17 protein-coding genes are annotated in these 14,203 nt (G+C 71.8%); 8 read left to right on the top strand and 9 right to left on the bottom strand.

Annotated features, from left to right (window positions below):
* Nucleotides 1-26: 26 nt before the first annotated feature.
* Nucleotides 27-704, bottom strand: a complete 678-nt coding sequence (locus ACIP93_RS29065; protein ID WP_401763308.1) for a DUF305 domain-containing protein — start codon at nucleotides 702-704, stop codon at nucleotides 27-29.
* A gap of 176 nt (nucleotides 705-880) precedes the next feature.
* Between ACIP93_RS29065 and ACIP93_RS29060 the strand changes: the two genes are divergently transcribed.
* A complete protein-coding gene (locus ACIP93_RS29060; RefSeq protein WP_401763305.1) occupies nucleotides 881-2,371 on the top strand; it encodes an LVIVD repeat-containing protein in 1,491 nt (496 codons plus the stop codon).
* A gap of 11 nt (nucleotides 2,372-2,382) precedes the next feature.
* On the opposite strand, the gene ACIP93_RS29055 is transcribed toward ACIP93_RS29060, so the two are convergent.
* From ACIP93_RS29055 to ACIP93_RS29040, 4 genes are all read right to left on the bottom strand, one after another.
* A complete protein-coding gene (locus tag ACIP93_RS29055) occupies nucleotides 2,383-3,015 on the bottom strand; it encodes a helix-turn-helix domain-containing protein (protein ID WP_345225477.1) in 633 nt (210 codons plus the stop codon).
* Between the two features lie 213 nt (nucleotides 3,016-3,228).
* Nucleotides 3,229-3,969: a phosphatase PAP2 family protein gene (locus tag ACIP93_RS29050; protein WP_401763301.1), complete on the bottom strand. Its 741-nt coding sequence runs from the start codon at nucleotides 3,967-3,969 to the stop codon at nucleotides 3,229-3,231.
* Nucleotides 3,970-4,036: 67 nt separating this feature from the next.
* Nucleotides 4,037-4,969, bottom strand: coding sequence for a M56 family metallopeptidase (locus tag ACIP93_RS29045; RefSeq protein ID WP_345225481.1), 933 nt, complete (start codon nucleotides 4,967-4,969; stop codon nucleotides 4,037-4,039).
* Nucleotides 4,970-5,075: 106 nt separating this feature from the next.
* The gene (locus tag ACIP93_RS29040) at nucleotides 5,076-5,651 is read right to left on the bottom strand and encodes a DUF5134 domain-containing protein (protein ID WP_401763297.1); all 576 of its coding nucleotides are present in this window, start codon (nucleotides 5,649-5,651) and stop codon (nucleotides 5,076-5,078) included.
* 228 nt (nucleotides 5,652-5,879) lie between these two features.
* Between ACIP93_RS29040 and ACIP93_RS29035 the strand changes: the two genes are divergently transcribed.
* The gene (locus tag ACIP93_RS29035; protein ID WP_345225485.1) at nucleotides 5,880-6,428 is read left to right on the top strand and encodes a GNAT family N-acetyltransferase; all 549 of its coding nucleotides are present in this window, start codon (nucleotides 5,880-5,882) and stop codon (nucleotides 6,426-6,428) included.
* Nucleotides 6,429-6,457: 29 nt separating this feature from the next.
* On the opposite strand, the gene ACIP93_RS29030 is transcribed toward ACIP93_RS29035, so the two are convergent.
* The 3 genes from ACIP93_RS29030 to ACIP93_RS29020 all read right to left on the bottom strand — a co-directional run bounded on the left by ACIP93_RS29030 (nucleotide 6,458) and on the right by ACIP93_RS29020 (nucleotide 7,629).
* On the bottom strand, nucleotides 6,458-7,141 hold the full coding sequence (locus ACIP93_RS29030; protein ID WP_401763293.1) for a glycerophosphodiester phosphodiesterase: 684 nt from the start codon (nucleotides 7,139-7,141) through the stop codon (nucleotides 6,458-6,460).
* 66 nt (nucleotides 7,142-7,207) lie between these two features.
* A complete protein-coding gene (locus tag ACIP93_RS29025; protein WP_345225489.1) occupies nucleotides 7,208-7,333 on the bottom strand; it encodes a hypothetical protein in 126 nt (41 codons plus the stop codon).
* 122 nt (nucleotides 7,334-7,455) lie between these two features.
* The gene (locus ACIP93_RS29020; RefSeq protein ID WP_345225491.1) at nucleotides 7,456-7,629 is read right to left on the bottom strand and encodes a hypothetical protein; all 174 of its coding nucleotides are present in this window, start codon (nucleotides 7,627-7,629) and stop codon (nucleotides 7,456-7,458) included.
* 229 nt (nucleotides 7,630-7,858) lie between these two features.
* On the opposite strand from ACIP93_RS29020, the gene ACIP93_RS29015 reads away from it, so the two are divergent.
* From ACIP93_RS29015 to ACIP93_RS29000, 4 genes are all read left to right on the top strand, one after another.
* Entirely contained in the window at nucleotides 7,859-9,256 is a 1,398-nt protein-coding gene (locus ACIP93_RS29015; RefSeq protein ID WP_401763289.1) for a DUF6421 family protein, read from the top strand.
* 26 nt (nucleotides 9,257-9,282) lie between these two features.
* The gene (locus ACIP93_RS29010) at nucleotides 9,283-10,044 is read left to right on the top strand and encodes an SDR family NAD(P)-dependent oxidoreductase (RefSeq protein ID WP_401763286.1); all 762 of its coding nucleotides are present in this window, start codon (nucleotides 9,283-9,285) and stop codon (nucleotides 10,042-10,044) included.
* Nucleotides 10,045-10,094: 50 nt separating this feature from the next.
* Nucleotides 10,095-11,210 (top strand): threonine aldolase family protein, encoded by a 1,116-nt coding sequence (locus ACIP93_RS29005; RefSeq protein WP_401763354.1) that lies wholly within the window; start codon nucleotides 10,095-10,097, stop codon nucleotides 11,208-11,210.
* An 85-nt stretch (nucleotides 11,211-11,295) separates the two neighbouring features.
* Nucleotides 11,296-11,889 carry a transglutaminase domain-containing protein gene (locus ACIP93_RS29000; RefSeq protein WP_401763284.1) on the top strand — a complete coding sequence of 198 codons (594 nt, stop codon included), beginning with the start codon at nucleotides 11,296-11,298 and terminating at the stop codon, nucleotides 11,887-11,889.
* Nucleotides 11,890-11,898: 9 nt separating this feature from the next.
* Here the strand turns inward: ACIP93_RS29000 and ACIP93_RS28995 are convergent, their stop codons facing one another.
* Entirely contained in the window at nucleotides 11,899-12,624 is a 726-nt protein-coding gene (locus ACIP93_RS28995) for a lysophospholipid acyltransferase family protein (protein WP_345225499.1), read from the bottom strand.
* Nucleotides 12,625-12,895: 271 nt separating this feature from the next.
* Between ACIP93_RS28995 and ACIP93_RS28990 the strand changes: the two genes are divergently transcribed.
* Together ACIP93_RS28990 and ACIP93_RS28985 are read left to right on the top strand one after the other, a co-directional pair.
* A complete protein-coding gene (locus ACIP93_RS28990; protein ID WP_345225501.1) occupies nucleotides 12,896-13,225 on the top strand; it encodes a thioredoxin family protein in 330 nt (109 codons plus the stop codon).
* A gap of 267 nt (nucleotides 13,226-13,492) precedes the next feature.
* Nucleotides 13,493-14,005, top strand: a complete 513-nt coding sequence (locus ACIP93_RS28985; RefSeq protein WP_345225503.1) for a flavin reductase family protein — start codon at nucleotides 13,493-13,495, stop codon at nucleotides 14,003-14,005.
* The last annotated feature ends 198 nt before the right edge of the window (nucleotides 14,006-14,203 follow it).

Genomic DNA, 14,203 nt, shown 5'->3' with positions numbered 1-14,203 from the left:
GGCCCGGGCGTCGACCGGCCCCGGCGTCAGCCGGACCTGAGCATCCGGGCCATCCGGTTGATCTCGGTCGTCTGCTGGGCGACCAGTTCCGTCGCCATCTCCTCGATCGTCACGTCGTTGCCGTCCGACAGGACCTCACCGGCCATGGTCAGCGCCCCCTTGTGGTGCGTGATCATCAGCTCCAGGAACAGCCTGTCGAAGGCCTTGCCCTCGGCGGCCTTCAGAGCGGCGAGCTGCTGCGGGGTCGCCATGCCCGCCATGGACGCGTGGTCGTGCGGGGTCTTCGGCCGTTCGTCCGCCCCGTTGCGGGTCTCCCAGGCCCTCATCGCCCCGATCTCCGGCTTCTGGGCCGCGGCGATGCGCAGCGCGAGCTGCTTGACGCCCTCCGACGAGGCGCGCGCCGGGACGAGATCCGTCATCACCAGGGCCTGCCCGTGGTGGACGACCATCATCTCCGTGTAGGCGAAGTCCGCCGAGTTGGGCTTGTCGCCGGGGGCCTCCTCGCGTGCCTCCTCCGCGCTGAGGGTGCGCGCGGGCTCGCCGGGCCTTCCCGGGGCGACGACCGAGGACGCGCCCTGCGGCTTCGCCCGGTTGTCGTCCTCCGGGGCCCCGTCGCAGCCGGACAGGGCGAGCAGGGCGCCGGTCGCGAGCAGGGCCGTCACGGCCAACCCGCACCGAAGCCCGCCGAATCGACGCGTGTGCACGGCAACCTCCTCAGTCGCACGGGGCAGTTGGTGACCGGTCTAGCACGCTTCCGCACACGGATGATCAGAGAACTGCATTACATCTCTGTTGCCATCTGTTGAGATGTACATGAGAAGGCAGATACTTCGCACGTCCCGCACCCGTCCAACTGCGAACCGAAGCAAGGGAGTACGCAGTGGCATCGTTGAACAATCCCCACGTCACGAGACGCAGACGAATCGGCGTGGCAGCAGCCGCGGCCGGCCTGCTCGCGGCGCTCCTCACGGCGGGCCCCGCCGCCGCGACCCCCGAGCCCGGCGACACCCCCGCCAAGCGGCAGGGCGTCTCCGCCTCGCAGCAGGAAGAGGTCCGCGAGGCCATCCGGAGCGGCGAGACACCCGGCGTGGACGAGATCGTCCACAGCAAGAACGTCGAGCACCTGGCGAACATCCCCAAAGACGCCCTCAAGGGCCTCAACACGGACCTCGCCTTCCAGGGCAAGTACGCCTTCGCGGGCAACTACGACGGCTTCCGGATCTTCGACATCAGCAACCCGAAGAAGCCGAAGACCGTCACCCAGGTCCTGTGCCCCGGATCGCAGAACGACATCTCCGTCTCCGGGAACCTGGTCTTCCTCTCCACGGACTCCTCGCGCAGCGACAACTCGTGCTCCAGCACCACGCAGCCCGCCACGGAGAAGTCCTCCTGGGAGGGCATGAAGATCTTCGACATCAGCGACATCCGGAACCCGAAGTACGTCGCCGCCGTCGAGACCGCCTGCGGTTCGCACACCCACACCCTGGTGCCCGAGCGCAAGAACGTCTACGTGTACGTCTCCTCGTACGCGCCGCTCGCCGCGTACCCGGACTGCCAGCCCCCGCACGACGGCATCTCGATCATCAAGGTGCCCCGCAAGGCGCCCCAGAAGGCCGCGGTCGTCGACTTCCCGGTGCTCTTCCCCGGCGGCGGCAACCCCGGCGGCGGCCCGGCCAACCCGGACCTCTCCGAGACCACCGGCTGCCACGACATCACGGTGCTCCCCTCGAAGGACCTGGCGGCCGGCGCGTGCATGGGCGACGGCATCCTCTTCTCCATCAAGGACCCGGAGAAGCCCAAGGTCATCGACCGCGTCCAGGACAACGTGAACTTCGCGTTCTGGCACTCGGCGACCTTCAACGAGCGCGCCGACAAGGTCGTCTTCACCGACGAGCTCGGCGGCGGCAGCGGTGCCACCTGCAACGCGGAGGTCGGCCCCAAGCGCGGCGCCAACGGCATCTACGAGATCAAGGGCCACGGCGACAAGCGCAGGCTCGCCTTCAAGAGCTACTTCAAGATCCCGCGCCACCAGGCCGACACCGAGAACTGCGTCGCCCACAACAGCTCACTGATCCCCGTTCCGGGCCGCGACATCATGGTCCAGGCCTGGTACCAGGGCGGTGTCTCCTTCTGGGACTTCACCGACTCCTCGAACCCGAGGGAGATCGGCTACTTCGAGCGCGGCCCGCTCTCCACGACGACCCTCTCCACCGCCGGCTCCTGGTCGGCGTACTACTACAACGGCCACGTCTACTCCAACGACATCGCCAAGGGCTTCGACGTCCTGAGGATCAACGACCGTCGGACCGACCCGGCGAAGTGGTTCCACCAGCGCGAACTCAACGTGCAGACGCAGCCCGACTACCTCTGACCACCCGGCGGTCACGCGGTGGTTCCGGCCTCCGTGCCGCCGGGCGGGCCACCGTCCGGCGGCACACCGAGCTCCCAGTCCAGCCCGTACCGCTGGAACAGCTCCGCGCGCAGCCGTACCAGCGGCATCGGCGCGCCGGGCAGCAGCAGGGCGAACACCGCGCCCATCAACAGCGCCCGCAGCAGCGGGTACTCACTGTCCGGATCACGCACCCCGTAGCGGATCATCGCGCCCCGCAGCACCTCGGCCAGCCGCTGCTGCTCGGGACACCGCACGAAGCCCTCGGCCTGGAGGATGCCCGCCATGTGCGTGCGCATCAGCACCGGGTTCTCCAGCGCCAGCCCCAGCACGGCGTCCATCGCCCGCGCCAGGACCTCGCGGCCGTCCGCCGGTTCCGGTGCGCGCTCGACGGCCGCCCGGACCGTCAGGTGCATCAGCCGGTGCACCGCGGACTGGAGCAACTGCCGCTTGCCGGGGAAGTAGTACGACACCAGACCCCGCGCGGAGCCGGCCCGGTCGGCGATGGCGCCGAGCGTGGTGGCCTCGTAACCGCGCTCGCCGACCAGTTCCACGGTCGCCCGCAGAATCCGTTCGCGCGAACGTCTGCGCAGTTCCTCGTTGACCGATGCGCTGCGCGGGGACATCCTGTTAACTCCTGCGTTGACTGGCTCCGAGCCAATATACTCATCGCGGTTCGTGCGCACCCCTCACCGGGTGGGCGCGGAACAGCTGCCCGCCTCGGGCGACGCGGGGGATCGTCCGAGGCGGGCAGCGCCATGTCCGCGCACCACGTCCGGGCCGTCAGGGCCGAGGTCGTGCCCGCCGCGCCTCCCGGCGCGCGTGCAGGCCGGCCGCCGTCAGCGCGACCGCCGCGCCTCCCGCCGCGCGTGCAGGCCGGCCGCCGTCAGCGCGACCGCCGCGCCGAGCAGCCAGCCGCCCAGCACGTCGGTGAACCAGTGCACCCCCAGGTAGACACGGGTGAACCCGACCCCCAGCACCGACACCGCCGCGAGCACCAGCAGCGCCGCCAGCGCCACCCGCGAGGCCGTGAACCGCGCCAGCAGCCACAGCAGCAGACCGAACGTGACCGTCGCCGTCATCGCGTGACCGGAGGGGAAGGCGGCGTAGTGAGCGGTGTCGACCGGATCGGACCACACCGGGCGCTCCCGGCCGACAGCGGCCTTGAGCGCCTGCTGCACGAACGCGGCCACCGCACTGGTCACCGCGATCCACACGGCGAGCGTGCGCTCCCCGTGCGCCAGCAGCCAGCAGAAGAGCACCGCGATCACCGCACGCATCGCCCACGGGTCCCACACCCAGTCGGACAGCACCCGCATGACCCCGGTCGTCGCGGGGTCGCCGACCGCCCAGCGGTGCAGACCGTCCGCGATGCCGCGGTCGAGGGAGACCAGCGGCCCCCAGGAGACGGCCACCAGCACGAGCAGCACGGCGGACGCGGCAGTCAGCACGGCGCCCGCGACGAACACCGGCGCGCGCGACGCCGCGGGGGCGCCGGAAGGCGGCGGCGAAGGGAGACCGGGCGGCGGCGGCGAACCGGGGGGAGGGGGCGGCGCGGGGGGACCGGGAGGTGACGACATGGGGGGATCCTTGCCGACATGCGGCCGATCACGCCCCATCAGCACGCCGATTCACCGGCCGAAGTCGCTATCCCAGCGCCCGCAGCCCCGGTATGAAGGCGACCACCAGCGGCACCGCCGGCACCAGCGCCGACGTCGCCGTCAGCCGCAGCCGCTGTCCCGGGGAGAGCCGGGGCACCGGGGCCAGCAGCCGGTTCACCCGCTGCGGGAGGCCCGCGTCCGGCGCGGAGGCGGGCCCGAACACGCCCCGGTCCTCGTTCAGCTCCACCAGCGCCAGCGCCGTCGTCAGACGGCCGAAGCGGCGGGAGGCCATGTCGTCGGCGGCCAGCTCCACCAGCCGGTGCATCTCGTCGCGGAACGCCGCGAACACCGGGATCTGCGGGAAGCCGTTCGCCAGCGCCGACGAGCAGTGCAGCAGCCAGTCGTGCCGGGCCCGGGCGTGCCCCTGCTCGTGTGCCACCACCGCGTCCAGTTGGCGGCCCTCCAGGCGGCGCAGGGCCGCCGTGGTGATGACCAGCCGGGGCCGGGCGCCGGGCAGCCACCGCACGTCCGGACGCTCGCCCTCCAGGACGACCAGACGGCCGCCGGACTCCTCGCCGGGCAGCGCCGGAGCCCGTACCAGCAGCTCAGCCCGGTGCTGCCGGCGCCGCGTCCGCGCCCGGTGGATCTCCCGGACCAGCATCGCGCCGGTCCACACGCCGCAGCCGGCCAGCACCACCGCGAGCACCGCCGACCACGGACCGTACGCGCCCAGCGCGTACGCCTCGACGACCCCGCGCGGCGCCGACGCGAAGACGTGCCCGCGCACCAACTGCCAGGCCGCGGCGGCGCTGAACGTCATGGCCAGCGCGAAGCACAGCAGCACCGCCCCCACCACGCACTGCCACATCCACAGCGCGACCACGGGTTCCCGGTCGCGCCAGTGGGCGCCCGCGAGCAGACGCGGGGCCAGCACGGCGGTCAGCAGGCCGAGCAGCAGCAGCGACAGGGAGACCATCATGGGCCCCAGCCTATGAGGGCGGGCCCACCCCCGGGTACGGGCCCGGTGGGGGAGTGACGTACGACTCACCGCCGTGCGCGGCCCGTTCGGCGGCGCGGCACGCGGTTCACAGCGTCAGCAGCATCGTCAGCATGCCCAGGGCCATGGACAACCGGCAGGCGAGCGCCAGCTCCGGCCGTGCTCCCCAGGACACCGTTCCGCCCGCGGGGGACGCCGCCGCCGGAACCGGCATCAGCCGCGCCCCCACGCGCAGTACGTACACCACGTAGTACGCCAGCAACAGGCCCGTCAGCAGCGGCACTCCACCCGACTGGGCCCCGTGCGCGCCGTGCCCGCCACCGCCGTCGGCCGGGTGGGTCATCGCCACCGCCATGTAGACCATCGCGGCGGAGCCGATCAGGTGGTGCCCGTGGTGCGAGCCCCGGACCCCGCCGCGCACCCACCACAGCGCCCGCAGCGCAGCGGCGCCGAACACCGCGACGTACACCAGACCGCTCCACCGCGGCGGCGCGAAGACGGCCGCGGGCACCGCCATCACGGCCATCCCCACGCCCATCAGCGCCTCGCCGCGGGCCACCCCGCGCTCCTGTCGGGGGCCGCTGCGCGACCGCAGCAGGCAGTAGGCGCTCGTCACCCCGCACAGCACCACCAGCAGCCAGCCGGACATCGCCGGTCCGTGCACGGCGTACCTCCCCGTTCGGGTCCACCACCACATGTCGACAGGTCGAGGAGTCGATGCCCGCAACGGCCGGGGCGCACGCACGCGCAACGGCACACGGGGGGAGCGCGCGGTGGCGTTAGGGTCAGCAGGATCGCCGTCCCAGGGAGCCGTACGGAGCCGCACGGAGCCTGAACACAGTCACGTGGAACCGCACGGGACCGGACAAGAGAACAGAGGGGCACACCCACCATGGACACCACTTCGCGCCCGGCCCCCGGGGAACTCGTCTTCCGCGACGCCGCCGAGAGCGACGCGCCGGCGCTCGTCGCGCTCGTCGAGTCCGCGTACCGGGGCGACAGCAGCCGCGCGGGCTGGACCACCGAGGCCGACCTCATCGAAGGGCCGCGCACCGATCCCGAGGGCGTCCTCGCCGTCATCACCGCCCCCGGCAGCCGTCTGCTCACCGTGGAGCGCGACGGCGAACTCGTCGCGTGCTGCCAGCTCGAACACCGGGGCCCGGCCGCGTACTTCGGGATGTTCGCGGTCCGCCCCGGGCACCAGGGCGGCGGCCTCGGCAAGCGGATCATCGCTGAGGCGGAGCGGCAGGTGCGGGAGACCTGGGGCGCCACGGAGATGCACATGACGGTGATCTCCGTACGGAACGACCTGATCGCCTGGTACGAGCGCCGCGGCTACCGCCGTACGGGGAGGATGAGCCCCTTCCCGTACGGCGAGGAGCGCTTCGGCATCCCGCGGCGCGACGACCTCGCCTTCGAACTCCTGGTCAAGGAGCTCTGAGGGGCCTCCGGGGCCGGGCGGACCCGCGCTCACGCCATGAAGCGGCCGGTCCTGCGGATCTCGGGGAAGTCCGTGGTCACCCCGTCCAGCTCCAGCGCGTGGGCGAGCCGCAGTTCCTCCGTGGTGTTCACCACCCAGCCGATGACGCGCAGCTTCTGCCCGTGCGCCCGCCGCACGGTCTCCAGGGTGAGCCGCTGCAGGTCGAGCACCACGGCCGCCGCCCCCGCGGCCACCGCCCGGTCCACCACCTCGGGGCCGTAGAACTCGGCGACCAGCGCCGTCCGCACCCCGGGCACCAGCGCCGCGATCCGCGTCAGCGCCTCGTCGTGGAACGACAGCACCTCCACGCGCTCCACCAGCTCGCGCCGCAGCATCACCTCGGCGAGCGTCCGGGCGACGGACACGTCCTTGATCTCCGCCTGGATCGGCGCGGAGACCGCGTCGAGCACCTCCTCGAAGAGCGGGATGCGCTCGCCGTCGCCCGCGTTCAGGGCGCGCAGTTCGGCGAGCGACAGGGCGGCGACCGGGCCGTGGCCGTCCGTGGTGCGGTCGACGTCGGCGTCGTGCAGGACGACGAGCGCGCCGTCCTTGCTCAGGTGCAGGTCGAGTTCGATGACGTCCATGCCCGCCCGCTGGGCGTGGAGGAAGGAGCTCAGGGTGTTCTCGGGCTCGACACCCATGACTCCGCGATGACCGATGGTGAGGAAGGACACGGCGATCTCGCTTCCGTCGACGGCGGCACAGAGCCCGGAGCGCCGGGCTCGGAACTCACAGCGAGATTAGCGGCCTGCCTCCGCGACGGAACCCGTCCGGCGCGAGGAACCGGAGTCTTCCGCCGGGGCGTTCGCGATGCCCAGCAGAAGACCGGTGACGACGGCGGCGAGAAGGACGGCGCGCATGCTCATGGGGGACGGCTCCAGGCACATCGGGAAGTGACCTCCGCGCGACCGGCGCACAGCGCGCGCGGACGGCGAGGAGGACAGGGTGCGTCCGTCCTACCCCCGCTCGTGGCCGGGACCGCGCCACATCACCCGTCCGAGGTCGTGCCGGACAGAGGTTGACCGCCGGCGTCCGGCGGGCCCGTCCCGCTCCGGGCGTCCGGCGGGCCCGACCGGTCCGGGTCCTCCAGCACCGCCCGGGCCGGCTCCGGTTCCGCGGGGCAGCCCAGCCGGACGCGCAGCACGAGCGGATGCTCCAGCACCGGAGCTCCCGCGCCGTGCGCCCCGTCCGCCCACGGGCGCGCGAGAACCGGACGGCCCCGGAGGCCGACCCGCGGGACGGGAGCCATCGCCGCCGCAGGACGGTACGACAGGAAGAATTCCGGTGATCTGGGGGGTTGCGCAGGATAATTTATCCCGGCTCCTCTTGTGCGGAAGAACCTCGCGTGGATACGGTTTCTTGACGCGAGGTTCTCCCGTGGAGGAAGTGACATGACGCAGATGTTGGTGCAGGACATTGCTGGTGAAGGCATAGCCGAGGCCTCGCGAGTGGTCGACCACCCGGCCTGGGGCGCGCTCAGGGCCGCGGTCGAGGAGATCCGCCCCTGGCAGAGCCCCGACGGCTCCGTCGACCTGGACGCCGAGGGTGCCCCGGCCCGTACCGCCGTGGACGCCGCCGTGGAGCGGGTGATCACCGGGGTCGAGGAGCTCTCCCCGCTGCTGCCGCACGACGCCGCCTACCACCGCGCCCTGGTCGCCGACCTGCGCGCCTGGGCCGCGTCCGGGTACGACGTACCGGACTTCCTGGACTCCCTGCTGGCCTTCCAGCCCGCCCAGTCGCGCGCCGACGGCCTCCAGCACCTCGTCGTCTTCCCGATGTACACCCAGAACGGCAACCCCGACCGCAACCTCGAAGCGGTCGTGCTGCGCATGGTGTGGCCCGAGTGGCTGGCCGAACTGGAGCGCACCCGCTACGACAACCCGCTGTTCTGCGGCATCACCTTCGAGGACTTCACCTCGGGCTACGACACCAACTCCGCGGTCCTCTTCCCCGAGACGATCGCCGTGCGCCAGGCGCCGGAACGGTTCACCTGGGGCGGCATCTTCTGCGACCGCGAGGCGGCCCGCTTCCGCCGCGTCACCGAGGCCGCCGTCGACATCCTCGGCGTCGACCTGCCCGACGACATCCGCGCGCTGGTCGCCGACCAGGACCGCTGCCAGCAGGCCTTCGTGCTCTGGGACATGGTCCACGACCGCACGCACAGCCACGGCGACCTGCCGTTCGACCCCTTCATGATCAAGCAGCGCCAGCCGTTCTGGATGTACGGCCTCGAAGAGCTGCGCTGCGACCTCACCGCCTTCAAGGAGGCCGTGAAGCTGGAGGCCGACGGCGTCCCGCAGGGCCGCGACGTGCAGTTCGCCGTGCTCTTCGACCGCATGTTCCGCTTCCCCGTCACCGGCGAGCGCGTCCGCAACTACGACGGACTCGGCGGCCAGCTCCTCTTCGCGTACCTGCACAAGCACGACGTGGTGCGCTGGACCGACAACACCCTGAAGATCGACTGGGAGCGGGCCCCGCAGGTCACCAACCAGCTCTGCGCCGAGATCGAGGACCTGTACCGCGCGGGCATCGACCGCCCGAAGCTGGTGCACTGGTTCGCCGCGTACGACCTGGTGTCGACGTACCTGGCCCCGCACCCGGGATCGCGCTGGGCCAAGGGCCCCGACGCGCTGGACCTGTCGCTGCCGCCGCGGAAGCTGGTCGACGACGTGCTTCCGGACGAGTTTCCGCTCAGCATGTTCTATGAGGCGCTTTCCAAGAAGCTCAAGTCAGTGATCGCCTCGACCAAGGGGATCACCGCGGCGGGCGCCGAGCGGGTGGCCGCGTGAGCCCCCGCGCCCAGGAGGCGACCGACATGAACGCGACCAACCCCCCCGAGGGCCCCTTGGACGGAGCCGTCATCGCCGTGGCCGGAGCGGCCGGCCCGGCGGGCCGCGCCACCCTGCTGAGGCTCGCCGAAGCGGGCGCCACCGTCGTGGGCGCGGACGCCGACGTGGCCCGCCTCGCCGAGGCCGTCGACGCCGCCCGGTACGCGCACGGCGGCGCCACCGTCATCGGCGAGACCGTCGACCTGCTCGACCTCGACGCCACCCGGGCCTGGGCGGAGAAGACCGAGAAGGAGTTCGGCCGGATCGACGGCATGGTCCACCTGGTGGGCGGCTGGCGCGGCTCCGCGACCTTCGCGGAGACCGACCTCGCCGACTGGGAACTGCTCGAGAAGCTGCTGATCCGCACCGTCCAGCACACCTCGCTCGCCTTCCAGGCGGGCCTCCAGCGCAGCGACAACGGCCGCTACCTGCTGATCAGCGCCGCCGGCGCCACCAAGCCGACCGCCGGGAACGCCGCGTACGCCGCCGCCAAGGCCGCCGCCGAGGCGTGGACGCTCGCGCTCGGCGACGCCTTCCGCAAGGCGGGGGGCGAGGACGGTCCGCGCACCGCCGCTGCCATCCTGGTGATCAAGGCACTGGTGCACGACGCGATGCGCGCCGAGCGCCCGAATGCGAAGTTCGCGGGCTTCACCGACGTGACGGAACTGGCGGACGCCATCGCCGGAGTCTGGGAGAAGCCCGCCCCGGAAGTGAATGGACAGCGCCTGTGGCTGACCCCCAAGCCGTGACGGACCACACCGCGGACCCGGTGACCGGAGCCGTGACCACCACGACCACCGTGACCACCACGACCACGACGGTCACCACCGACACCCCCCGCAACCCGCCGCGCACGGACGCCCGCCGCCACCACGACCCCGCGGTACGCGGTTTCGCCAGCGACAACTACGCGGGCGCCCACCCGGAGGTCCTGGCCGCGCTCGCGCTCGCCAACGGCGGCCACCAGGTCGCGTACGGCGAGGACGACTACACCGCCCACCTCCAGCAGGTGATCCGCTCGCACTTCGGCCCGTCCGCCGAGGCCTTCCCGGTCTTCAACGGAACCGGGGCGAACCTGGTCGCCCTCCAGGCGCTTACCGACCGCTGGGGCGCGGTGATCGCCGCCGAGAGCGCCCACATCAACGTGGACGAGGGCGGCGCGCCCGAGCGCAGCGGCGGCCTCAAGCTGCTCACCGTGCCCACCCCGGACGGCAAGCTCACCCCCGAGCTGATCGACCGGCAGGCCTGGGGATTCGACGACGAGCACCGGGCGATGCCCCAGGTCGTCTCGATCACCCAGAACACCGAACTCGGCACCGTCTACACGGTCGACGAGATACGCGCGATCTGCGACCACGCCCACCAGCACGGCATGAAGGTCCACCTCGACGGCGCCCGGATCGCCAACGCGGCGGCCTCCCTGGACGTGCCCATGCGCGCCTTCACCAACGCGGTGGGCGTCGACATGCTGTCGTACGGCGGCACCAAGAACGGCATGCTGTTCGGCGAGGCCGTCGTCGTCCTGAACCCGGACGCGGTGCGCCCCACGGCGATGAAGCGGCTGCGCAAGTCCTCCATGCAGCTCGCGTCGAAGATGCGCTTCGTGTCGGTGCAGTTGGAGGCGCTGCTCGCCCGCGACCTGTGGCTGCGCAACGCCCGGCACTCCAACGCGATGGCCCAGCGGCTCGCCGCCGGCGTGCGCGGTGTCGACGGCGTGGAGGTCCTCTACGAGGTGCAGGCCAACGCGGTGTTCGCGCGCCTGCCGCACGAGGTGAGCGAGCGCCTCCAGAAGCGCTTCCGCTTCTACTTCTGGGACGAGGCGGCGGGTGACGTGCGCTGGATGTGCGCGTACGACACGACGGAGGACGACGTGGACGCCTTCGTCCAGGCGCTCAAGGAAGAGATGGCGCGCTAGGCTCCCGCCGTACCGTCTGCATGAATATGCGGCTGCCCGTAAAGTCATTGACTCGCGGGTGGTCGCATTTCTATGCTCGTACGCCATGGAGCTGATCCAGCAAACCCCGGACCTTTCCGCCTACTTGGCTGCTGACGACGTCATCGACCATCACCACCCCACCGTCCGCGAGACGGCTGCCCGGCTCGCCGTGGACGCGGCGGACTCGTATGAATATGCGCGGCTGGCCTATGAGTTCGTACGTGACACCATTCCGCACTCGGCGGACACCGGTGACCTCCGCGTCACCTGGCGGGCCTCCGACGTCCTGGCGCGGGGCACCGGCATCTGCCACGCCAAGGCACACGCGCTCGCGGCCCTGCTGCGGGCCGAGGACGTCCCCACGGCCCTGTGCTACCAGCGGCTGGAGTACGACGGGGCGCAGGGGCACTGCCTGCACGGGCTCGTCGCCGTACGGTTCCGCGGCACCTGGCACCGCCAGGACCCGCGCGGAAACAAGGAGGGCGTCGACGCGCGCTTCTCGCTCGACGGGGAACGGCTCGCGTGGGTGCCGCGGGAGGGGCGCGGCGAGGAGGACTTCCCACTCCTGTACGCCGCGCCCCACCCGGAGGTCGTGCGCGCCCTGCGGGAGGCGCCCGACCGGCCCCGCCTGTGGGAGGCCCTGCCGGACGCCCTGTAGTGCGGCCTCTCAGCCGGTCGCCTCGCGCAACTGGGCCGGCGTGGGCGCGGTGCCGCCCAGGTGGGCCGGGATCCACCAGGTGTCCTTGTCGTCCTTCGGGCGCACCGGGTAGGCCCGCTGAGCGGCTTCCAGCAGCTCCTGGACGCGCTCGCGCAACCGGCGGGTGACCGCGCCCGCGTACTCGCCGGCGGCGGCCTCCACGGGCTTGCCCACCCGGATCGTGATCGGGATGTGGTTGCGGCCGAAGTTGCGCGGCCTGCCCTTGGTCCAGATGCGCTGGGTGCCCCAGACCGCCATCGGGATCAGGGGCACGCCCGCCTCCTGGGCGAGCCGGGCCGCACCCGACTTGAAGCTCTTGAGCGTGAACGACTCGGAGATGGTCGCCTCCGGGAACACACCGATGATCTCGCCCGAGCGCAACGACTCCAGCGCGTGCCGGTACGCGTTCTCGCCCTGCTTGCGGTCCACCGGGATGTGCTTCATGCCGCGCATCAGCGGGCCCGACACCTTGTGCCGGAACACCGACTCCTTCGCCATGAAGCGCACCAGGCGCTTCTGCGGCAGGGCGGCCAGGCCGTTGAAGACGAAGTCGAGATAGCTGATGTGGTTGCTGACCAGCACGGCTCCGCCGGAGCGGGGGATGTTCTCAGAACCCTGCGTGTCGATCTTCAGGTCGAGCGCCTTGAAGAGCGTGCGCGCGGCGCCGACGACCGGCCGATAGACGAGTTCTGCCATGACGGGGACCCTTCTCTGACCGGGGAGGGCTCTCCCGGTACGAAAGTTACGCTGCCGTAGGTTTTCGGCGTTGGGCAGATCGTGCCCCATGAGCGCCCGAGTAGCCAGTCCCCGGGTACCCGCGACGCGAGATTCTCATCACGTCGAACGATGTCTGTTCCCGCCCTGACCTGCTGCGGGCCGCTGACAAGTGTCGTACGTCCGCGGGAATCGCCGCACCGCGCCGCACGCTGCACACTGTGACAAGCAGTGCGTAAGGGGAGGGTGAAATATGCCGGAACGAGACGGCGGGCGACGACTGGGCGCGGCCGAACTCGGCGTCGAGCCGGGGGAGCGGGCCACCCTCGTGCAGTTCTCCAGCGCCTTCTGCCAGCCCTGCCGGGCCACCCGCAGGACCCTGGAGGAGGTCGCGGCGATGGTGGACGGCGTCGCGCACGTCGAGATCGACGCGGAGGACAACCTCGCGCTCGTACGGGAACTGGACATCCGGCAGACGCCCACCGTGCTCGTCCTGGACGCGCGGGGGCGGATCGTGCGCCGGGCGGTGGGGCAGCCGCGCCGGGTGGACGTCATCGCGGCGCTCGGGCGGGCCGTGGCGTGAGGGCGCCTGGTGGCGTGAGCGGGCGGTGTGCGGGAGGCGGGGTGCCGCCGGGCGAGAGGCGACGTGATCAATCCCACCGGTCGGCGGCCGGTGCGCGCTTGACGGTGCGCACCCGGAATCGTCAGTCTGACGTCATGCCGCCGGAACTCCGTCCCCCCGGGCGGGCCCAGGTGAACCCGGTCCGCCACGCGAGTGCGCGCTGTCCGGGTGTCTGAACAGCCGCGGACTCGAGAAGTGCGCACTCCGTTTCCGCCGAGGGACAGCTCCATGACGCTCCAGCCGACCCCCGCCGCTCCCCGGCAGGCCGCTCCCGAGCTGCTCCGCTCGGTCTTCCGACGGCACGCCGCGGGCGTCGCCGTCATCACCGCGGCCGGCCGTGACGGCCGTCCCGTGGGGTTCACCGCCACCTCTCTCAACTCCGTCGCAGCGGAGCCGCCGTTGATCTCCTTCGGCATCGGCACGGGGTCCTCGAGCTGGCCCGTGGTGGCCGACGCCGACTGCGTCGGCGTCCACATACTCGGCGATCACCAGGAGGCCCTCGCCGCGACGTTCGCCCGCAGCGGCGCCGACCGTTTCGGCGCGCCCACCCGGTGGCGGGCGGGGCCCGAGGGCGTTCCCGTACTGGACGGCGTCCTCGCGTGGCTGGTGTGCCGCGTGGTGGCCCGGGTGCCCGCCGGGGACCACCGCATCGTGCTCGCCCAGGCCGTCGCGGGGGACCCGGCGGGGGAGGGGCGGCCGCTCCTCTACCACCAGGGGCGCTTCAACGCGCTGCGCGACTGAGAGTTCCCGAATGCGCCGCTTTTGTCGGCGATCGCACAGCGTTGGCAAGGTCACAGTTGCCTGCGCTTGCCTGGCGGGAACCCTCTGGGTGTACTGACGAGTAATATTTCGGCTGGAGCGCAACCCGCCCCGACCGGAAACCGCCCCTTCAGGCGCCTATGCTGCCTGCAACGAGGCAGCCGACAAATAGACGATGCA

The sequence above is a fragment of the Streptomyces sp. NPDC088745 genome (genome assembly GCF_044751045.1).
In the GTDB taxonomy this organism is placed as follows: Bacteria; Actinomycetota; Actinomycetes; order Streptomycetales; family Streptomycetaceae; genus Streptomyces; species Streptomyces cremeus.
The sequence above is the reverse complement of the archived record's forward strand: the minus strand, read 5'-3'. Positions and strand labels throughout refer to the sequence as shown.

Coding starts and splice junctions, on each gene's coding strand:
- ACIP93_RS29050 (WP_401763301.1), bottom strand. CDS start 3,969: ATGTCGTCACCTCCCGGTCCCCCCGCGCCGCCCCCTCCCCCCGGTTCG.
- ACIP93_RS29015 (WP_401763289.1), top strand. CDS start 7,859: ATGACGCAGATGTTGGTGCAGGACATTGCTGGTGAAGGCATAGCCGAG.
- ACIP93_RS28995 (WP_345225499.1), bottom strand. CDS start 12,624: ATGGCAGAACTCGTCTATCGGCCGGTCGTCGGCGCCGCGCGCACGCTC.
- ACIP93_RS29045 (WP_345225481.1), bottom strand. CDS start 4,969: ATGATGGTCTCCCTGTCGCTGCTGCTGCTCGGCCTGCTGACCGCCGTG.
- ACIP93_RS29010 (WP_401763286.1), top strand. CDS start 9,283: ATGAACGCGACCAACCCCCCCGAGGGCCCCTTGGACGGAGCCGTCATC.
- ACIP93_RS28985 (WP_345225503.1), top strand. CDS start 13,493: ATGACGCTCCAGCCGACCCCCGCCGCTCCCCGGCAGGCCGCTCCCGAG.
- ACIP93_RS29000 (WP_401763284.1), top strand. CDS start 11,296: ATGGAGCTGATCCAGCAAACCCCGGACCTTTCCGCCTACTTGGCTGCT.
- ACIP93_RS29025 (WP_345225489.1), bottom strand. CDS start 7,333: ATGAGCATGCGCGCCGTCCTTCTCGCCGCCGTCGTCACCGGTCTTCTG.
- ACIP93_RS29035 (WP_345225485.1), top strand. CDS start 5,880: ATGGACACCACTTCGCGCCCGGCCCCCGGGGAACTCGTCTTCCGCGAC.
- ACIP93_RS29055 (WP_345225477.1), bottom strand. CDS start 3,015: ATGTCCCCGCGCAGCGCATCGGTCAACGAGGAACTGCGCAGACGTTCG.
- ACIP93_RS28990 (WP_345225501.1), top strand. CDS start 12,896: ATGCCGGAACGAGACGGCGGGCGACGACTGGGCGCGGCCGAACTCGGC.